Raw genomic sequence first — 16,511 nt, 5'->3', positions numbered from 1 at the left:
CGGTGAAATCCGAACACTCGGTGAAATCTTGGCGGGCATCCTGCTCGTTCGTCGAACACCCGTCCAGAACTGTGTTCGGATCGGTGCGTGATCTCTACGCGATTGTCCCGCCGCACATTCCTGCGCTCCGGAGTCGGCGCCGCCGGCGCTGCCGCACTCGCCGCCACCGGGAGCGCGGCATCGGCGTCACCGTCGGTGTTCCGCCACGGCGTCGCCTCCGGAGATCCGCTCCCGGACGCGGTGATCCTGTGGACGCGGGTGACCCCGTCGCCTGAGGCGACACCCGGTTCTGGACTCGGACCCGAGACAACAGTGCGGTGGGAACTCTCCCGCAACACGAACTTCGAGTCGATCGACGCGACCGGGACGGTCACCGCGTCCGCCGCATCGGATCACACCGTCAAGATCGACACGACCGGACTCGCCGCCGCAACCGAGTATCACTACCGTTTCGTCGTCGGAGATGTCGTGTCGCCGACGGGGCGCACCCGCACCGCGCCCGCCCCTGGCACACCGACGGATCATCTGCGCTTCGGGGTGGTGTCGTGCTCGAACTGGGAGGGCGGCTTCTTCGGTGCGTATCGGCATCTCGCAGCCCGCGACGATCTGTTCGCGATCCTGCATCTCGGCGATTATCTGTACGAGTACGCGGCGGGCAGGTTTCCTGTCGCAGGCACCGACGCCAGGACCCATGCCCCGGCCAACGAGATCGTGACCCTGGCCGACTACCGGATCCGACACGGGCAGTACAAGACCGACTCCGATCTGCAGGCCCTCCACGAGACCGTGCCGTGGATCGTCGTGTGGGACGACCACGAATCGGCCAACAACGCCTACGCGGGCGGTGCGGAGAATCATGATCCAGCGACCGAGGGCGATTGGGCCACGCGCAAGGCCGCCTCGGTCAGGGCCTACTCGGAGTGGATGCCGGTCCGTATGGACGGCACCCGCCTCTACCGGCGGCTTCAGTTCGGGGACCTCGCCGAACTGTCCATGCTCGACCTGCGCAGCTACCGGAGTGAGCAGGTCCGCCCCGGGGCGCAGTGGCGCACCGTCGACGACGACACGCGCACGATCACGGGGCCGGAACAGATGGCGTGGTTGACCGCGGGGCTGACGAGCTCGCAGACGAAGTGGCAGCTGGTGGGGAACTCGGTGATGATTGCACCGGTGCTGTTCCCGCCCTTGGACCCTCAGGCGACAGGCGCGCTGACCGAGCTTCTCGGTGTGCCGTCGAACGGCATCCCGTACAACGCCGACCAGTGGGACGGTTATCCCTCCGATCGCCGACGACTGCTCGACGCGATCACCGCGGCAGGTCGTCGCAATGTCGTGTTCCTCACCGGAGACATCCACACGTCTTGGGGCGCAGCCGTCCCCGTCGACGCCGCCGCGTATCCGAACGCGGGAAAGGTGGCAACCGAATTCGTGGTGCCCTCGGTGACGTCAGCGAATATCGACGAGTTGCTCGGGGTTCCGCCGCGGACGGTCGGCCCCGCGATCGAATCCGCCATCCGGACCACCAATCACCACATCGAGTACGTCGAACTCGACTCCCACGGCTACGGAGTGCTCGACGTCACCCCCGAGGCGATCCAGATGGACTGGTTCCACCTGCACGACCTTTCCGATCCCCACACCGGCGTCACACGGGCGGCGGGACTACGAGTGGCTGCGGACAGCGCGAGCACGGAGCCCGCACCGCCATTGTGAGGACCGACGACGTCAGGGCTCCACGTGCCCCAGGTTCTCGAGAATCTCGCGCGCGTGCGCCGCAACATCGTCGTGGCCGGTATCGCTTGCGAAGTCCGCGAGCAACGACCACCTCGAACTCAACGCGCGAAGCCGCGCCACCGACAGTTGGTGGGTGCGCACCGACGCGATGCGGGCGTGCTCCTCGGGCAGGAACAGGTGGGTGCTCAACCAGACGCAGGCGAGCTGGGCGTCGAGGAGACGCTCGGCGAGAACTTCGTCGTAGGCAAGTTGCGGCCACATGCCCACCACCTCGGCGCGCCAGGCATCCGCCATGGCCCGCACCCGCTCGGAGGTCAGGGGCGCTGCACACAGGCACAATGGGAACGAGGTGAGCGCATACGCGATGTCGAGCGTCGCGTCGCGGAACCCGCCCCATTCGTAATCGAGAAACTGCACCCCGTCGTCGCCGACGACGATGTTGTCGGGGCACAGATCCGACGGACTGAACGCACGGAACCGTCCCCCGGTGAACAGCTTCGCAGCGCGCTCCGCGCGGTCGAGTACCGACTGGGGAACGGTGAGCCCGAAGTCCGTGGCGAGTAGTTCGGGCACGCCCCGGACCGCGTCGATGGCCTGTTCGGCCACCGCATCGCCGACGGATACGACCCCGGCTCTGCGGAGCAACGCCGAGAAATCTTCCTCACGGCCGACGGTCGCGGCATGCATGCGACCGAGAGCCTGCGCGAGCGCCATGAGCGTATTTCCGACGGTATCGGTGTCGCCACTGCGCAGCAGCGTCGCCAGCGGGGTGGCATCGCCGAGGTCGCTGAGCACCAGCAGCCGGGTCTCGAAATCGTAGGCGAGGAGTTCCGCTCCAGGTCGATGGTCCTTGGCGAGCGCGGTCGCGAACTGGTACGACACAGCTTCGCGGAGGAAGGCAACCTCCTCGTCCGTCGTGGCACCCCGGAGGTCGACGTGGCCGGCGCCGCGAGTCGGCGGCACCTGCTTCAGGACGAGGGTGCGGGGCAGAGAGAAGGGGTTGGCAGCGACTCGTACGCGAAGAACCACCGAGCGGCCGCTGCCGCCGAGATCCACAGGATCCGCGAGCGTAACCGGGGCGCCGGTGCGACGAGTGAGCAGCGTCTCCGCCGCTTGCACTACCTCCGAAACGGGGTCTGCCAATGTTGCGGTCATCACCGAACAATCTACATCGTCGCGGCCTCCGACAGGGCGTGCGGAATCCCCCACCGACTCGGGACCAAGGTCCATTTCGACCGAACCAGCGACGCCGCACTACTCCACGGTCCGGGTTGCGCCTGATCATCGACGCGTTTCACCGAAACGGACAATCCGCACCCAAGCCTTATGACCGCTTCGAAAGTTCTTCTCGGAAGCGCGAACCGAGGAGGCATTTTCGTGAATGAGAACTACCACGGCTATCGATTCGGCATATGAAGCTCTTCCGTACCGTCCGAAATCCAGAGTGCAGGACCGACGAACGGGGCGAGCTCACCTGGATGAACGCGCCCCGTCGATGTGGGCAGGGTTTCCGCGGCTGTCCCTCTTCCGGCAGTCGGCGAACCCTCTGCCCCGTGGCCGCCGCGGTGTCTCTACTGCGCGGTGACCGCTGCGGTGTCCTTCACGTCGTCGGACTTGAAGTCCATACCGGATTCCTTGCGCTGCTCGGCGCTGATCGGGCCGGGTGCGTCGGTGAGCGGGTCGACTCCCCCACCCGACTTGGGGAACGCGATGACCTCGCGGATCGAGTCCACACCGGCAAGCAGCGCGGTGATCCGGTCCCAGCCGAAGGCGATACCTCCGTGCGGCGGCGCACCGTATTTGAACGCCTCGAGCAGGAAGCCGAACTTCTCGTTCGCTTCCTCCTCAGGAATTCCCATCACCTTGAACACGCGTTCCTGGATGTCGGGCCGGTGGATACGAATCGAGCCGCCACCGATCTCGTTGCCGTTGCAAACGATGTCGTAGGCGTAGGCCAACGCCGTACCCGGATCGGTGTCGAACGTGTCGAGGAACTCCGGCTTCGGTGAGGTGAAGGCGTGGTGTACTGCCGTCCAGGCAGACGAACCGAGAGCGACGTCACCCGATGCGGTCGCATCGGCTGCCGGCTCGAACATGGGAGCGTCGACCACCCACACGAAGGCCCACGCCTTCGGGTCGATGAGGTCGAGCTTGCGGGCGATCTCGCCGCGCGCCGCACCCAGCAGGGCGCGCATCGGCTTGGTCGCACCGGCGGCAAAGAAGATGCAGTCGCCGGGGACGGCACCCACATGCGCGGCCAACCCGGCCCGCTCGGTGTCGGTGAGGTTCTTCGCGACGGGGCCGGTGAGCTCGCCGTCCTCGCCCACGAGCACGTACGCAAGACCCTTGGCGCCGCGCTGCTTGGCCCATTCCTGCCATGCGTCCAGCTGACGACGCGGCTGCGAAGCACCGCCCGGCATGACGACCGCACCGACGTACTCCGCCTGGAATACGCGGAAAGTAGTGTCCTTGAAGAACTCTTTGCACTCGACGAGTTCGATGCCGAAGCGCAGGTCCGGCTTGTCGCTGCCGAAACGTCGCATGGCGTCGGCGTAGGTCATGCGCGGGATCGGGGTCGCGAGCTCGTATCCGACCAGACGCCACAACGCGTGCAGCACCTCTTCGGCAAGCAGGATCACGTCGTCCTGGTTCACGAACGCCATCTCGATATCGAGCTGGGTGAACTCCGGCTGCCGGTCGGCGCGGAAGTCCTCGTCTCGATAGCAACGCGCGATCTGGTAGTACCGCTCGATGCCACCTGCCATGAGCAACTGCTTGAACAGCTGCGGCGACTGCGGCAGCGCGTAGAAGTTGCCGGGCTGCAGACGCGCAGGCACCAGGAAGTCGCGGGCACCCTCGGGCGTCGAGCGAGTCAGCGTCGGGGTCTCGACCTCGACGAACTCGTGATGGGCAAGCACCGAGCGAGCTGCAGCGTTGACCTTGCTCCGGAGGCGAATGGCCTTGCCGGGCCCCTCCCTGCGCAGGTCCAGGTAACGGTACTTGAGTCGGGCCTCTTCACCGGCCTGGTCGTCGAGCTGGAACGGCAGCGGCGCCGCCTCACCCAGCACCTCGAGTTCGACGGCATTGACCTCCACCGCACCCGTCGGGATCTCGAAGTTCTGGTTTCCTTCGGGCCGGATCTCGACGACTCCGGTCACCTTCACGCAGTATTCGGCGCGCAGCTTGTGCGCCTGCTCGAGCACCTTTGCGTCACGGAAAACCACCTGGGACACACCGGAGGCGTCGCGCAGGTCGATGAAGATGACCCCGCCGTGGTCGCGGCGCCGGGCAACCCAACCGGTGAGGGTGACGGTTTGCTCGGCGTGCTCGGCTCGCAACGAGCCGGCGAGATGGGTGCGCAGCACGGAATTCCTTTCGAAACGATCATCGACGGGGTTCGTCGCTGCAATCCTACGAAAGACACGAACCGGCCGAGCACACACGTGCCGAAACGGCCGTGCCAGACTTGTGCGGCTCGAGTGGCTCGACGACAAGGCGGATGCAATGACGTTCAACGAGGGCGCACGACGCGATCCGAACCGGGTTCGTGTCGGTGGAGGCGGCCGCGGTGGCAAGATCGCGCTGGGGGGCGGCGCGGGTGGCCTCATCGTGCTGATCCTGGCGCTGCTGTTCGGCGGCGACCCGACGTCACTGCTCGGATCGGGTGTCGCGGACCAACCCGACCCGTACAGCGCCGGGGGAACCCTCGAGGGATGCGAAACCGGCGGCGACGCGAACTCGAGCGTCGACTGCCGCGTCGCCTTCACTGTCGAATCCCTCGATACCGTGTGGGAGCAGCAACTCGCCGCTCAGACAGGCATTGCATACCAGATGCCCGAAGTCGAATTGTTCACCGCGGCGACTTCGACCGGATGCGGCAACGCCACCAGCGACATCGGCCCGTTCTACTGCCCCGCGGATCGGACGGCGTATTTCGACACCAGCTTCTTCGAGCAGCTCGTGACCCAGTTCGGGTCGAGCGGCGGGCCCCTCGCCCAGGAATACGTGGTTGCGCACGAAGTAGGCCATCACCTGCAAAATCAGCTGGGAGACCTCGGTCGCGCACAGACGGATCCCCGCGGACCGGAGTCGGGCGCGGTGCGCACCGAACTCCAGGCCGATTGCTATGCCGGGGTGTGGGCGCACTACGCGGACACCCTCCCCGACCCGGACACAGGTATTCCGTTCCTGGCGCCGCTGAACGACACCGATATCCGGGATGCGCTCTCGGCCGCCTCTGCGGTCGGCGACGACCGTATCCAGTCCGCTGCAACGGGCCGTGTCAACCCGGAAGCGTGGACCCACGGCTCGTCCGAGCAGCGCCAGAAGTGGTTCATCGCGGGATACAACACGGGCCGGATCGCAGCGTGCGACACCTACTCCGCGTCCGATCTGGACGCTCCGCCCGCGTTGCGATGAGCGCTGGATCTGCACCCGGGCGAGTCGCACACCACGCCCCTGCTGCCACTCACGGGACGGGATCGACGATGAGCCGTACCACCTCGTCGTCGACCCTCCACCACGAATCCGGATTCTCACGCGCCGCGGTGTAGACGAGACCGGCGGCGTCCCCGGTGATCACTCCGGGTAATCCCGGATCGTCCGTCCTGAACGTGGCGGGGTGAGGGCCCGGCCACGACGGAACAACGCCGTCCGGAGCGGCCCCCGCCTGCGGTTCATGGACGTGCACGGTTTCGGGCACGAAAGGTTCGGCCTCACCCTGGGCCAAGTCCCAGGCCTCCGAAATCACGTCTCGCAATGCTGCGCGATTCTCGAGTGCGGCCGGTGACAGATCCTGCTCGAACCGGGTACCGAATGCGTAGACACGCAATTCCGAGGCGTCACCGTATCCATGAAAGGCGACGGTGGTCGTCGCCTGATCGGTCACTCCGGGACTTCCGACATCGGTGCCCAGATCGATGAGGTACAGATCCTCGATATCCGCCGCGAACCGGGCCACATCGTCCGGATCTGCCTGAGCCACCAGGTATTCAGGTGGGGCCATCATGAGAGGTTCGGTTCGTTCGGTGTAGACCACCCGGCCATCGCCGTAAACCGAGATCACCGGAGAGTGAAGCGCCTGGACCACGAACGGGAGCCATCCGTGGCCACCGGCGCCGACGCTGAACACAAGTTGGTCGGCCGGCAGGCGGTCCAGGTGCTCGCCCGGCGACGCACAGGAGATCGACACCAGTGCCCCGATACCGACCCAGGTCGACTTACGAATTCGACTCGCCGACGACACATTCCCCCCACCCGTAGCTCCTGTTCAGGTTAGGGGATCGGACGACGGTGCGATGCCGATATCTTCATCCCACAGTTCTGGTGAGTTGTCGATGAAGCGGGTCATCATCGCCACGCAGCGGGGGTCGTCCAGCACCGTGACCGAGACTCCGCAGTCGACGAGCCACCCGTGGCCGCCGCAGAACGTGACCGCCTCCCCGACGATGACGGACCCGATGCCGAACTGACGCACCAGACCACTGCAATACCAGCACGGCGAGAGCGTCGTGACCATGATTGTCGACCTGTAGTCGCGACGGCGACCGGCCGCGCGAAACGCCGCGGTCTCTGCGTGGATCGTCGGATCGCCATCTTGGACGCGTCTGTTGCGCCCCCGACCGAGCAGTGTGCCCTCGGAGTCGAACAGCGCGGCTCCGATCGGTATGCCGCCTTCGGAAAGCCCCACCTCGGCCTCTGCGCGTGCGACGTCGAGGAGCGCGTACGCGTCGATCCCCATTCTGCGAAGCCTCAGGTCACCGTGACGGTCATGTCGGCGAGTGCCGCAGACAGGTCCATGTGCCTGCGCATCCGCAACGACAGCGGCCACGTGCCCGGCCGCTTCGCGCGGAGGTAGAACACCCGTTCACTCGTGGCTCCGGGCAGCGGATTGTTCGAGGGAACGAACCTGATGTCGCGTAGGTTGAGCCCTTTCCCGATTCGGGTCGTGGACCAGCAGTAGTCGCGGGAGGTGTTCTCCGGCAGGTGCAGTTCGATGGTGTCCCCCACATCGACCGTCAAATCGCGTGGACCAGTGGTGATGTGCTTCATGGATCCAGGGTACGGCGATAATGTGATACAGACCACCACTATCAGCGGTCGGGAGCACCGCCCTCGCGGTCGAAGTCGTCATCCGCCCCCCGCACCCTCACGCTGCTGCCCACTTCGGCTGCGCTGAAAGCGCGGGACAGCCACCATCAGTACCGAGTCGCAGTTCCGGTGGATCCGGTGTCGCCGAGCGCAGTCGCCGTCATGATGCGAGTGATCTCCTCCTGATCGGTAGGACCCGGTAGGCCCCATCCTTCCCGGTAGCCGTACAGCTCGGTCAGTGTCACAGAGCGTCGGTTGCCGTCGGCGATCTCGACATCGTCGGAGGTGATCAGGCTCGGGTGCGGCACGCCACACGCCTGCGACACCTTCAGCAGGTCGCGACGTAATGCACGCAGATACTGCTCCACCCGGTCCGCTTTCGACGGAACGTCCAATCCGCGTTGCAGCCAGGGCTTCTGCGATGCAACGCCGGTCGGACAGGTGTCGGTATGACACTTCTGGGCCTGGATACAGCCGACTGCGAACATCGGTTCGCGCGCGACGTTGAGCATGTCGCATCCGAGAGCCATGGCCGCGACGGCGTTGTCGGGGAGACCGAGTTTCCCCGACCCGATGAAGGTGACCCGCTCGGCAAGGCCTGCGTCTGCAAACTGCCGATAGACACGGGCGAAGCCACTGCGGAACGGGAGGGAGACGGTGTCCGCGAATACCAGCGGCGCAGCGCCCGTACCACCTTCCCCTCCGTCGATCGTCACGAAGTCGACTCCGCGGTCGCCGCTGCGCATCCGGTCGATGAGGACCTGCCAGAATCTCGGATCGCCGACTGCAGCCTTGATTCCCACGGGCAGCCCGGTTCTCTCGGCGAGGAGTTCGACGAAATCGAGCATGGTATCGACATCGTGGAACGCGGTGTGCCTCGACGGACTCACGACATCGCGCCCCACCGGTACGCCGCGGATCCCGGCGATCTCCGCCGTGACCTTTGCTCCGGGCAGCAGGCCCCCGAGCCCGGGTTTCGCGCCCTGACTCAGCTTGATCTCGAGCGCCTTGACCGGCGCCGACTCGGTGAGCGCAACAAGCCTGTCCAGGTCGAATCGCCCTTCGGCGTCGCGACATCCGAAGTAGGCGGTGCCGATCTGGAAGACAAGATCTGCGCCGTTGTGGTGATACGGCGACAGGCCTCCTTCACCCGTGTTGTGGAGGCACCCCGCGGCCGCCGCGCCCTTGTTCATCGCGACCACCGCAGCCGCCGACAACGAGCCGAAGCTCATCGCCGAGATGTTGACCACCGAACCGGGGCGGAACGCCTTCGCACGACCGCGTGGTCCGCCCAGGACCTTCGCGGAGGGAATCGCCACGTCCTCGTCACTGTGCGGTGCGGCGGACGGCGGAACCTGGGAGAAGGTGCGGTGTTTGATGACGGTGTATCCGTCGGTGCGCTCGATGTCGTTGTCGGTGCCGAAACCGAAGGTGTTGTTCTCCTGCTTCGCCGATGCATAGATCCACCGGCGCTGGTCCCGGGTGAACGGGCGTTCCTCGTCGTTTCCGGCAACGATGTACTGCCTCAGTTCGGGGCCGATGGCCTCGATGAAGTAGCGGGCATGCCCGATTACAGGAAAGTTGCGCAGCAGCGAGTGTTTTCGCTGCAGCAGGTCGTACGACGCCACCGCGGCCACCGCGGCAGCGGGGATTCCGAGAGTCTTCCGCCAGTCCATTGCCGATCAGCCGATGAGCGCCGCGGCGAGGTCCCGGTAGGCCTGCGTGGGGAACGACGTCGGATCTGCAGTCAGTACCTGAACAGGTACTTCGTCGGCACCGGCCTCGTAGTGCCGTTCGATCCCGGCGACGACGCGTTCGATGCTGCCCGACGGAATCAGCGCCTCGCGCAACCGGTCGCTGCCTGCCCCCGCCACGTCCTCCTCGGTGAACCCGAGTCGCAGGAGGTTGCCGGAGTAGTTCGGAAGCGACAGGTAACCCCGCATGTACTCTTGCGCGATTCCTCGGGCGGTGTCTTCGTCCTCATCGAGCACTACAGCAACTTCGGGTGCGAGGAGCGGGCCGTCACCGAGGATCTCCCGGGCCTGAGCTGTGTGTTCGGCGGGAGTGAAATAGGGGTGTGCGCCTGCGGTGCGCTCGGCCGACAACGTCAGCATGCGAGGGCCGAGCGCTGCCAGTACGAGACGGTCTGCTGGAACCGGGGTGTCCGCTCGGTCCAACGCGTCCAGATATTCGACCATGCGACTGTAGGGTTTCGTGTAGCGGCCGGCTTCGGTCGCGTTGACGACGGGGCCGTGACTAGCGCCGAGACCGAGCAGGAAACGTCCGGGATGTTCGCGTTCGAATCGATCGACCGTCGTCGCGGCGTCCTCAGGATCCGCGTGCCAGATGCTGACGATTCCGCTCGCGACACCGAGCCTCGGTGTCGCAGCGAGCACCTCTCCGTAGATCGGGGGAACACCGTCGCCGAAGCCGCCGGATGTCCATAATCTCGCGTAGCCGAGTTCATCGAGTTCCCGCGCCGCGTCGAGAGCGGCTTCCCTGGTTTTCCGGCTTAGCCAGAATCCGCCGCCCCATACGCTCACTCGTCGTGTCATGGTTCCGACACTATCTGCCCGCGCCGGGATACCGTCGGCGGATGACGACCGCATCGGCTCACGCCGGCTCCCCGACCGTCGAACGGCGGCCGTATTTCTCGGTGTTCGGGCTGGATTTCGTCGGCCTCGTGGTCGCGGTGTTCTTCTTCGCGTGGAGTCTGAGTCCGTCGTTGATTGCCCGGGAGTGGCTGTACCAAGGCCTCATCAGCGGAATCACGAGCGTCACGGGATACGGAATCGGTGTTCTGCTCGCCTATCCGGCGCGCCGCTGGATCGCGCCGCACCTGACATGGTGGCGCAGACGACGCACCGCCCGCATCATTGCGCAGATCGTCGTCGCTGTTCTTGCGCTGGTCACAGTGACCGGATCTCTTCTGGTTGCGGCCAACTGGCAGAACGATATCCGAGCGCTCATGGGTGTCGAGGACACCACGTCGTTCGCGTACTTGCGCACCGGACTGGTCAGTGCCACCATCTTCGCTCTCCTCCTGCTGCTCGGGCGCGGCCTCCGACGCATCGCCCGCCGTTTCGCGCGATTCCTCAGCGCACAGCTGCATATCCCGGTTCCGGCGGCGCACGTGATCGCACCGGCGGTGCTCGCAGCCTCGGCAGTGGTCTTCGTCGACCAGGTGATCCTCGCGAGCACGTCGACCGCCGCACGATTCGTGTTCGCGTCCGACAACAACAGCACCGACCCGGGTGTCGCACAACCACGGGAACCGCAGCGGTCCGGCAGTTCTGCGTCCGCATCGTCGTGGGACAGCCTCGGCAGGCAGGGTCGCACGTTTGCCGACGGCGGCCTGAGGGCCGACGAATTGACCGAAGTCAACGGCACTCCCGCCAGTGAACCGATCCGGGTGTACGCCGGGCTTTCGGCCGACACCTCCACCGCATCGCAGGTGCAGTTGATTCTCGACGAACTGGACCGGACCGAGGCGTGGGAGCGCGAGATCCTCGTGGTGTCGGGGACGACCGGAACCGGGTGGGTCAACCCCGTCGCGGCGGATTCGATCGAAATGATCTACAACGGTGATTCGGCGATCGCGGCGATCCAGTATTCGTTCCTGCCGAGCTGGATTTCGTTCCTCGTCGACGGTTCGGCCGCGAAAGCGGCGGGTGACGCACTTATCCACGGTGTGCACGAGCGATGGGCGCAGCTTCCGGAAGGGCGACGCCCCAAGCTGGTGGTGTACGGCGAGAGTCTCGGATCGCAGTCCGCAGAGGCGGCGTTCGACGACCTCGCCGATCTGCGCAATGACATCGACGGCGCACTGTTCGTGGGTCCGCCCAATTCGAACTCGCTGTGGCGAGGTCTCGTCGCCAACCGTGACCCCGGCTCTCCGCAGGTACTGCCCACGAACAACGACGGGCTCGAGGTGCGCTTCGCTGCGAGCCCGGAGAATCTGGAGTCATTCCACGGGCCGTGGCACGATCCGCGCGTGCTGTACCTGCAACACGCATCGGACCCGGTGGTGTGGTGGGGTCCCGAGTTACTGATCGAGCGACCCGATTGGCTCGCCGAGCCACCGGGCGCAGATCGGGTGCCGTCGATGCGCTGGTATCCGATCGTCACGTTCTGGCAGGTGGCGGCCGACATCATGGTCGGCACTTCACCCCCGGTCGGGCACGGGCACAACTACGAGGATCTCATCCCCTACGGGTGGGCAGCGGTCACAGCGCCGGACGGATGGACGGACACGGACACCCAACGGGTCGCGGACACGATCACCGACATGCACTTCGGAGATTGACCTCCCACAACCACGTCGCGGACACACCCCTGCTCATGCGACGGGATGTCCGCCGACGGCGGCGGATGCGCTATGCCGCCAGCTGACGGAGCACATACTGCAGAATTCCGCCGTGCCGGAAGTACTCTGCCTCTGCTGGGGTATCGATACGCACCATTGCATCGAACTCGATGTCCCCTGCGCGCACATGTACGGTCTCCGGTATCGCGTCTGCATCGGCCAGTCCGGTGATCTCGAATTCTTCCTCCCCTGTCAGGCCGAGACTTTCGGCCGAGGTGCCCTCAGGGAATTGCAATGGCAGCACCCCCATTCCGATGAGATTGGACCGGTGGATTCGTTCGTACGACTGCGCAATCACCGCGCGCACCCCCAGCAGCAGTGTGCCTTTGGCCGCCCAGTCACGCGACGAGCCCGAACCGTATTCGGCGCCGGCCAGCACGACCAGCGGAGTGCCGTCGTCCGCGTACTTCTGCGCGGCGTCGTAGATATCCATCTGTTCGCCGGTGGGAAGGTAGCGGGTGACTCCTCCTTCGACATCAGGGACGAGCCCGTTCCGCAACCGGATGTTCGCGAAGGTACCGCGGATCATCACCTCGTGATTACCGCGCCGCGACCCATACGAGTTGAAGTCTGCGAAATCGACGCCGTGCTCCTGCAGATAACGTCCCGCGGGACTGTCGCGACGGATCGCACCGGCCGGCGAGATGTGGTCGGTGGTGACCGAGTCACCGAGAAGTGCCAGGACCCGTGCGCCCGCGATGTCGCGTAGCGGCTCCGGCTCCGCTGTCATCCCGTCGAAGTACGGTGGGCGCCGCACGTACGTCGAGTCGTCCTTCCACTCGAACACTTCACCGGTCGGGACATCGAGGTTTCGCCACGTGTCGTCACCGTGATAGACATCGGCGTAGCCCGACTCGAACATCTCCGAGCGCACGCACTCGTCGATGACGGCCTGAATCTCCTCCGTGGACGGCCAGATGTCGCGCAGAAACACGGGGTTGCCGTCGGCATCGGTACCGAGTTCGTCCTCGAAGATGTCGACGAGCATCGACCCCGCGAGGGCATACGTGATGACCAATGGCGGCGAGGCGAGGAAGTTCATCTTCGTCTGCGGATGGATCCGGCCTTCGAAATTGCGGTTTCCCGACAACACCGCCGACACGTTGAGGTCGTGTTCGTCGACCGCGGAGGCGATTTCATCGAGTAAGGGACCTGAGTTGCCGATACACGTGGTGCATCCGTAACCCACGAGGTTGAAGCCGAGCTTATCGAGATACGGTGTGAGTCCCGCTCGTTCGTAGTAGTCGGTGACGATCCTCGATCCGGGCGCGAGGCTGGTCTTCACCCACGGTTTGCTGCGCAGGCCCTTGTCCACCGCATTCTTGGCGAGCAGTCCGGCACCGATCATCACCGACGGGTTCGACGTGTTGGTGCACGAGGTGATCGCAGCGATCACAACGTGGCCGTGGTCGAGTTCGAATTCGGGGCCGTCGCCGATGTGCACGGGCACCTTGTTCGACGGCGGATCTGCCGCGGTGAAGTCGTCGGGCAGGGGGTCACGCGGTGGTGCGCTGGTGTCCTTACCGAAGATCGCGACGGGATCGCTCGCGGGAAACGACTCGATCGAGCCCTCGTCGAGACCCACCTCCTGCACCTGCGCGACGACGCCGGGCACATCGGCGCCGGCGAGCAGCGCCCCGACCGCCTGCGGTGCGAGAGCCGCCGGAATGCGGTCCTGCGGTCGTTTGGGACCGGCGATCGACGGGCGCACCGTCGACAGGTCCAGCTCTACGACCTGACTGTATGCCGGTTCGCGGGACGGGTCGTGCCACAGCCCCTGTGCTTTGGCGTAGGCCTCGACGAGACGCACTTGCTCCTCGGCACGTCCGGTCAGCCGCATGTAGTCGAGCGTGACGTCGTCGATCGGGAAGATGGAGATGGTCGAACCGTATTCGGGACTCATGTTGCCGATCGTGGCCCGATTCGCAAGCGGCACATTCGCCACGCCGGGTCCGAAGAACTCGACGAATTTGCCCACCACGCCGGTTTTGCGCAGCATTTCGGCGACTGTGAGAACCAGGTCGGTGGCGGTGGTGCCCTCCCTCAGTTCTCCGCTGAGCTTGAATCCCACGACCTGCGGGATCAGCATCGAGGCGGGCTGACCGAGCATCGCGGCCTCGGCTTCGATTCCGCCGACACCCCACCCGACGACACCGATACCGTTGATCATCGGAGTGTGCGAATCGGTTCCGACCAGCGAGTCAGGGTAGGCCAGCGTCTCTCCGTCCTCGGTCTCACGGGTGAAGACGACCCGACCGAGGTGCTCGAGGTTGACCTGATGGCAGATGCCGGTACCGGGAGGTACGACCTTGAAGTCGTCGAACGCACTCTGCGCCCACCGCAACAGTTCGTAGCGTTCGCGGTTACGGGAGAATTCGAGGTCGGTATTGATGCGGAATGCGTCTTCGGTTCCGAAGACATCGGCGATCACCGAGTGGTCGATGACCAGTTCCGTGGGAATCAGTGGATTGATTCGTGTGGCGTCGCCGCCGCGGGTCGTCATTGCGTCGCGCATCGCGACGAGGTCCACGACACACGGCACACCGGTGAAATCCTGCATGAGCACACGGGCAGGTGAGAACTGGATTTCGCGGTTGTGCTTGGACGCGGGGTCCCAGCCGGCCACGGCCTCGATCTGTTCGCGCGTGACCAGACGGCCGTCCTCGGTGCGCAGGAGGTTCTCGAGAAGGATCTTGAGACTGTAGGGAAGGCGATCCGACCCGGGGACCCTGTCGATGCGATGGATCCGGTAGTCGATGCCGTCGACGGTCAGGGTGTCGCGGGTTCCGAAGCTGTCGTGACTCATTACTGCCTCCAGGGGCTGCAGTGCTTACACGCAGGCGTGCGTTCGAGCGGGCTGGGCTCGTCGTGTCGATCACCGTGCCGAACGGCGTCACCTCGACGCTACGACACACAGCGCGGCCCGTCAGGGAATCGGCCGGGTGACCATCCGGCGGACTGCTGCCCCGGCCACGGAACGGCTCGACCGCCCAAGTTGCGGCAGTCGGCGACGGGCCCGACGTTCGTGAACGGGATACTGCGTCGGGTCCACTCGAACGCACCTCGTGAACGGAGTTCAGACGTGAAGCATGCATCAGCAGGTCGATCCACCCGGGCGATCCACGGCACCGGCCTCACCGATGCCTACGGTGCACCGCACCTGCCGGTCTACAACACGACGACGTTCTCGTTCGAGAACACCGCGGCGCTGCTCGAAGTCGCCGACGGGCACACCGAGGGGCCGCTCTACACGCGCTACGGTCTGAACCCGACGATTTTTGCGCTAGAGGAAACCATGACGTCGATCGAGGGTGCGGAGGGCGCTTTGGCGTTCTGTTCAGGTATGGCCGCTGAAACAGCCTTGTTCACTCAGTACGGACGCGACGGCATCGTGTGTGTCGGCGACGCTTACGGCGGCACGATGGAACTGCTCACCGCGCAGCTTTCCTTGCTCGGCATCACCACCACATTCCTCCTCGGCGACGAACTCCACCGCCTGGACGATGCCCTCCGTGGCGGAGCGAAGCTGGTGTTCTTCGAAACGCCCACCAATCCCGCGCTCGGGATCTACGACATCGCGGCGATCGCCGACCTCGCACACAGTCACGGTGCTCTCGTGGCGGTCGACAACACGTTTGCGTCACCCGTCAATCAGAATCCTCTCGAGTTCGGCGCCGATCTCGTCTCGTACTCGGCCACCAAGTACCTCGGTGGCCACTCCGATGTCACGGCCGGACTCGTGCTCGGGGCTGCCGCGCTCATCGACCCGTTGAAGCCCTGGCGCAAGAGCTTCGGGTCTTGCATCGCACCCGAGGCCGCCGCGTTGCTGTCGCGTAGCCTGCGCACCCTCATCGTCCGCGTCAGACAACACAACGCCAATGCACAGGCGGTCGCAGAAGCGATGGAGGCCGATCCCCGGGTCGCGCGGGTGTTGTACCCGGGCCTGCCGAGTTTCTCCGGGCACATGCTCGCGGCGAAGCAGATGACGGGTTTCGGCGGGATCGTGACGATCGAGATCGCCGCGGACACCGAGACGACAGTGCAGGTGGTCGATCGTCTTCAGTTGTTCACTCTTGCACCGAGTCTCGGCGGAGTCGAAAGTTTGGTCACGCAACCGGTGACCACCACCCACTACGATCTTTCACCGCAGGAGCGGCTGCGACGCGGCATCACCGGCTCCATGGTCCGCTTGTCGGTCGGTCTCGAGGACGCCGATGACCTCATCGCCGATCTCACACATGCCCTCGAGGTCGTCACCGTGTGACTGCCCATACGGGGTGCGACTGCTCACTACGGGCAGGGCAGCGTACGAGTCCCCGCG

12 protein-coding genes are annotated in these 16,511 nt (G+C 65.4%); 4 read left to right on the top strand and 8 right to left on the bottom strand.

Annotated elements, in window-relative coordinates; genetic code table 11:
- Positions 1 to 87 precede the first annotated feature (87 nt).
- Entirely contained in the window at positions 88 to 1,713 is a 1,626-nt protein-coding gene (locus ACSYG9_RS22355; protein ID WP_454839967.1) for an alkaline phosphatase D family protein, read from the top strand.
- Between the two features lie 12 nt (positions 1,714 to 1,725).
- Here the strand turns inward: ACSYG9_RS22355 and ACSYG9_RS22350 are convergent, their stop codons facing one another.
- Positions 1,726 to 2,889 carry a phosphotransferase family protein gene (locus ACSYG9_RS22350; RefSeq protein ID WP_454839965.1) on the bottom strand — a complete coding sequence of 388 codons (1,164 nt, stop codon included), beginning with the start codon at positions 2,887 to 2,889 and terminating at the stop codon, positions 1,726 to 1,728.
- A gap of 416 nt (positions 2,890 to 3,305) precedes the next feature.
- Positions 3,306 to 5,099: an aspartate--tRNA ligase gene (aspS, locus tag ACSYG9_RS22345; RefSeq protein ID WP_454839963.1), complete on the bottom strand. Its 1,794-nt coding sequence runs from the start codon at positions 5,097 to 5,099 to the stop codon at positions 3,306 to 3,308.
- Positions 5,100 to 5,238: 139 nt separating this feature from the next.
- Between aspS and ypfJ the strand changes: the two genes are divergently transcribed.
- Positions 5,239 to 6,153, top strand: coding sequence for a KPN_02809 family neutral zinc metallopeptidase (gene ypfJ, locus ACSYG9_RS22340; protein ID WP_440124535.1), 915 nt, complete (start codon positions 5,239 to 5,241; stop codon positions 6,151 to 6,153).
- Between the two features lie 49 nt (positions 6,154 to 6,202).
- Here ypfJ and ACSYG9_RS22335 read toward each other — a convergent pair whose 3' ends face one another.
- From ACSYG9_RS22335 to ACSYG9_RS22315, 5 genes are all read right to left on the bottom strand, one after another.
- Positions 6,203 to 6,979 (bottom strand): hypothetical protein, encoded by a 777-nt coding sequence (locus ACSYG9_RS22335; protein WP_440124534.1) that lies wholly within the window; start codon positions 6,977 to 6,979, stop codon positions 6,203 to 6,205.
- 24 nt (positions 6,980 to 7,003) lie between these two features.
- Positions 7,004 to 7,474: a deaminase gene (locus ACSYG9_RS22330; protein WP_440124533.1), complete on the bottom strand. Its 471-nt coding sequence runs from the start codon at positions 7,472 to 7,474 to the stop codon at positions 7,004 to 7,006.
- Positions 7,475 to 7,485: 11 nt separating this feature from the next.
- Positions 7,486 to 7,785, bottom strand: a complete 300-nt coding sequence (locus ACSYG9_RS22325) for a protease inhibitor I42 family protein (protein WP_169691000.1) — start codon at positions 7,783 to 7,785, stop codon at positions 7,486 to 7,488.
- A gap of 146 nt (positions 7,786 to 7,931) precedes the next feature.
- The gene (locus ACSYG9_RS22320; RefSeq protein ID WP_440124532.1) at positions 7,932 to 9,500 is read right to left on the bottom strand and encodes a glutamate synthase-related protein; all 1,569 of its coding nucleotides are present in this window, start codon (positions 9,498 to 9,500) and stop codon (positions 7,932 to 7,934) included.
- Between the two features lie 6 nt (positions 9,501 to 9,506).
- A complete protein-coding gene (locus ACSYG9_RS22315) occupies positions 9,507 to 10,379 on the bottom strand; it encodes a TIGR03620 family F420-dependent LLM class oxidoreductase (protein WP_440124531.1) in 873 nt (290 codons plus the stop codon).
- Positions 10,380 to 10,420: 41 nt separating this feature from the next.
- On the opposite strand from ACSYG9_RS22315, the gene ACSYG9_RS22310 reads away from it, so the two are divergent.
- Positions 10,421 to 12,130, top strand: a complete 1,710-nt coding sequence (locus ACSYG9_RS22310) for an alpha/beta hydrolase (RefSeq protein WP_454839959.1) — start codon at positions 10,421 to 10,423, stop codon at positions 12,128 to 12,130.
- A 70-nt stretch (positions 12,131 to 12,200) separates the two neighbouring features.
- Here the strand turns inward: ACSYG9_RS22310 and ACSYG9_RS22305 are convergent, their stop codons facing one another.
- On the bottom strand, positions 12,201 to 14,996 hold the full coding sequence (locus ACSYG9_RS22305) for an aconitate hydratase AcnA (RefSeq protein ID WP_440124529.1): 2,796 nt from the start codon (positions 14,994 to 14,996) through the stop codon (positions 12,201 to 12,203).
- Positions 14,997 to 15,272: 276 nt separating this feature from the next.
- Between ACSYG9_RS22305 and ACSYG9_RS22300 the strand changes: the two genes are divergently transcribed.
- Entirely contained in the window at positions 15,273 to 16,454 is a 1,182-nt protein-coding gene (locus tag ACSYG9_RS22300) for an aminotransferase class I/II-fold pyridoxal phosphate-dependent enzyme (protein WP_440124528.1), read from the top strand.
- Positions 16,455 to 16,511: the final 57 nt, after the last annotated feature.

The organism is Rhodococcus sp. SJ-2 (assembly GCF_053750035.1).
This window is presented reverse-complemented; position numbering and strand designations above follow the sequence as displayed.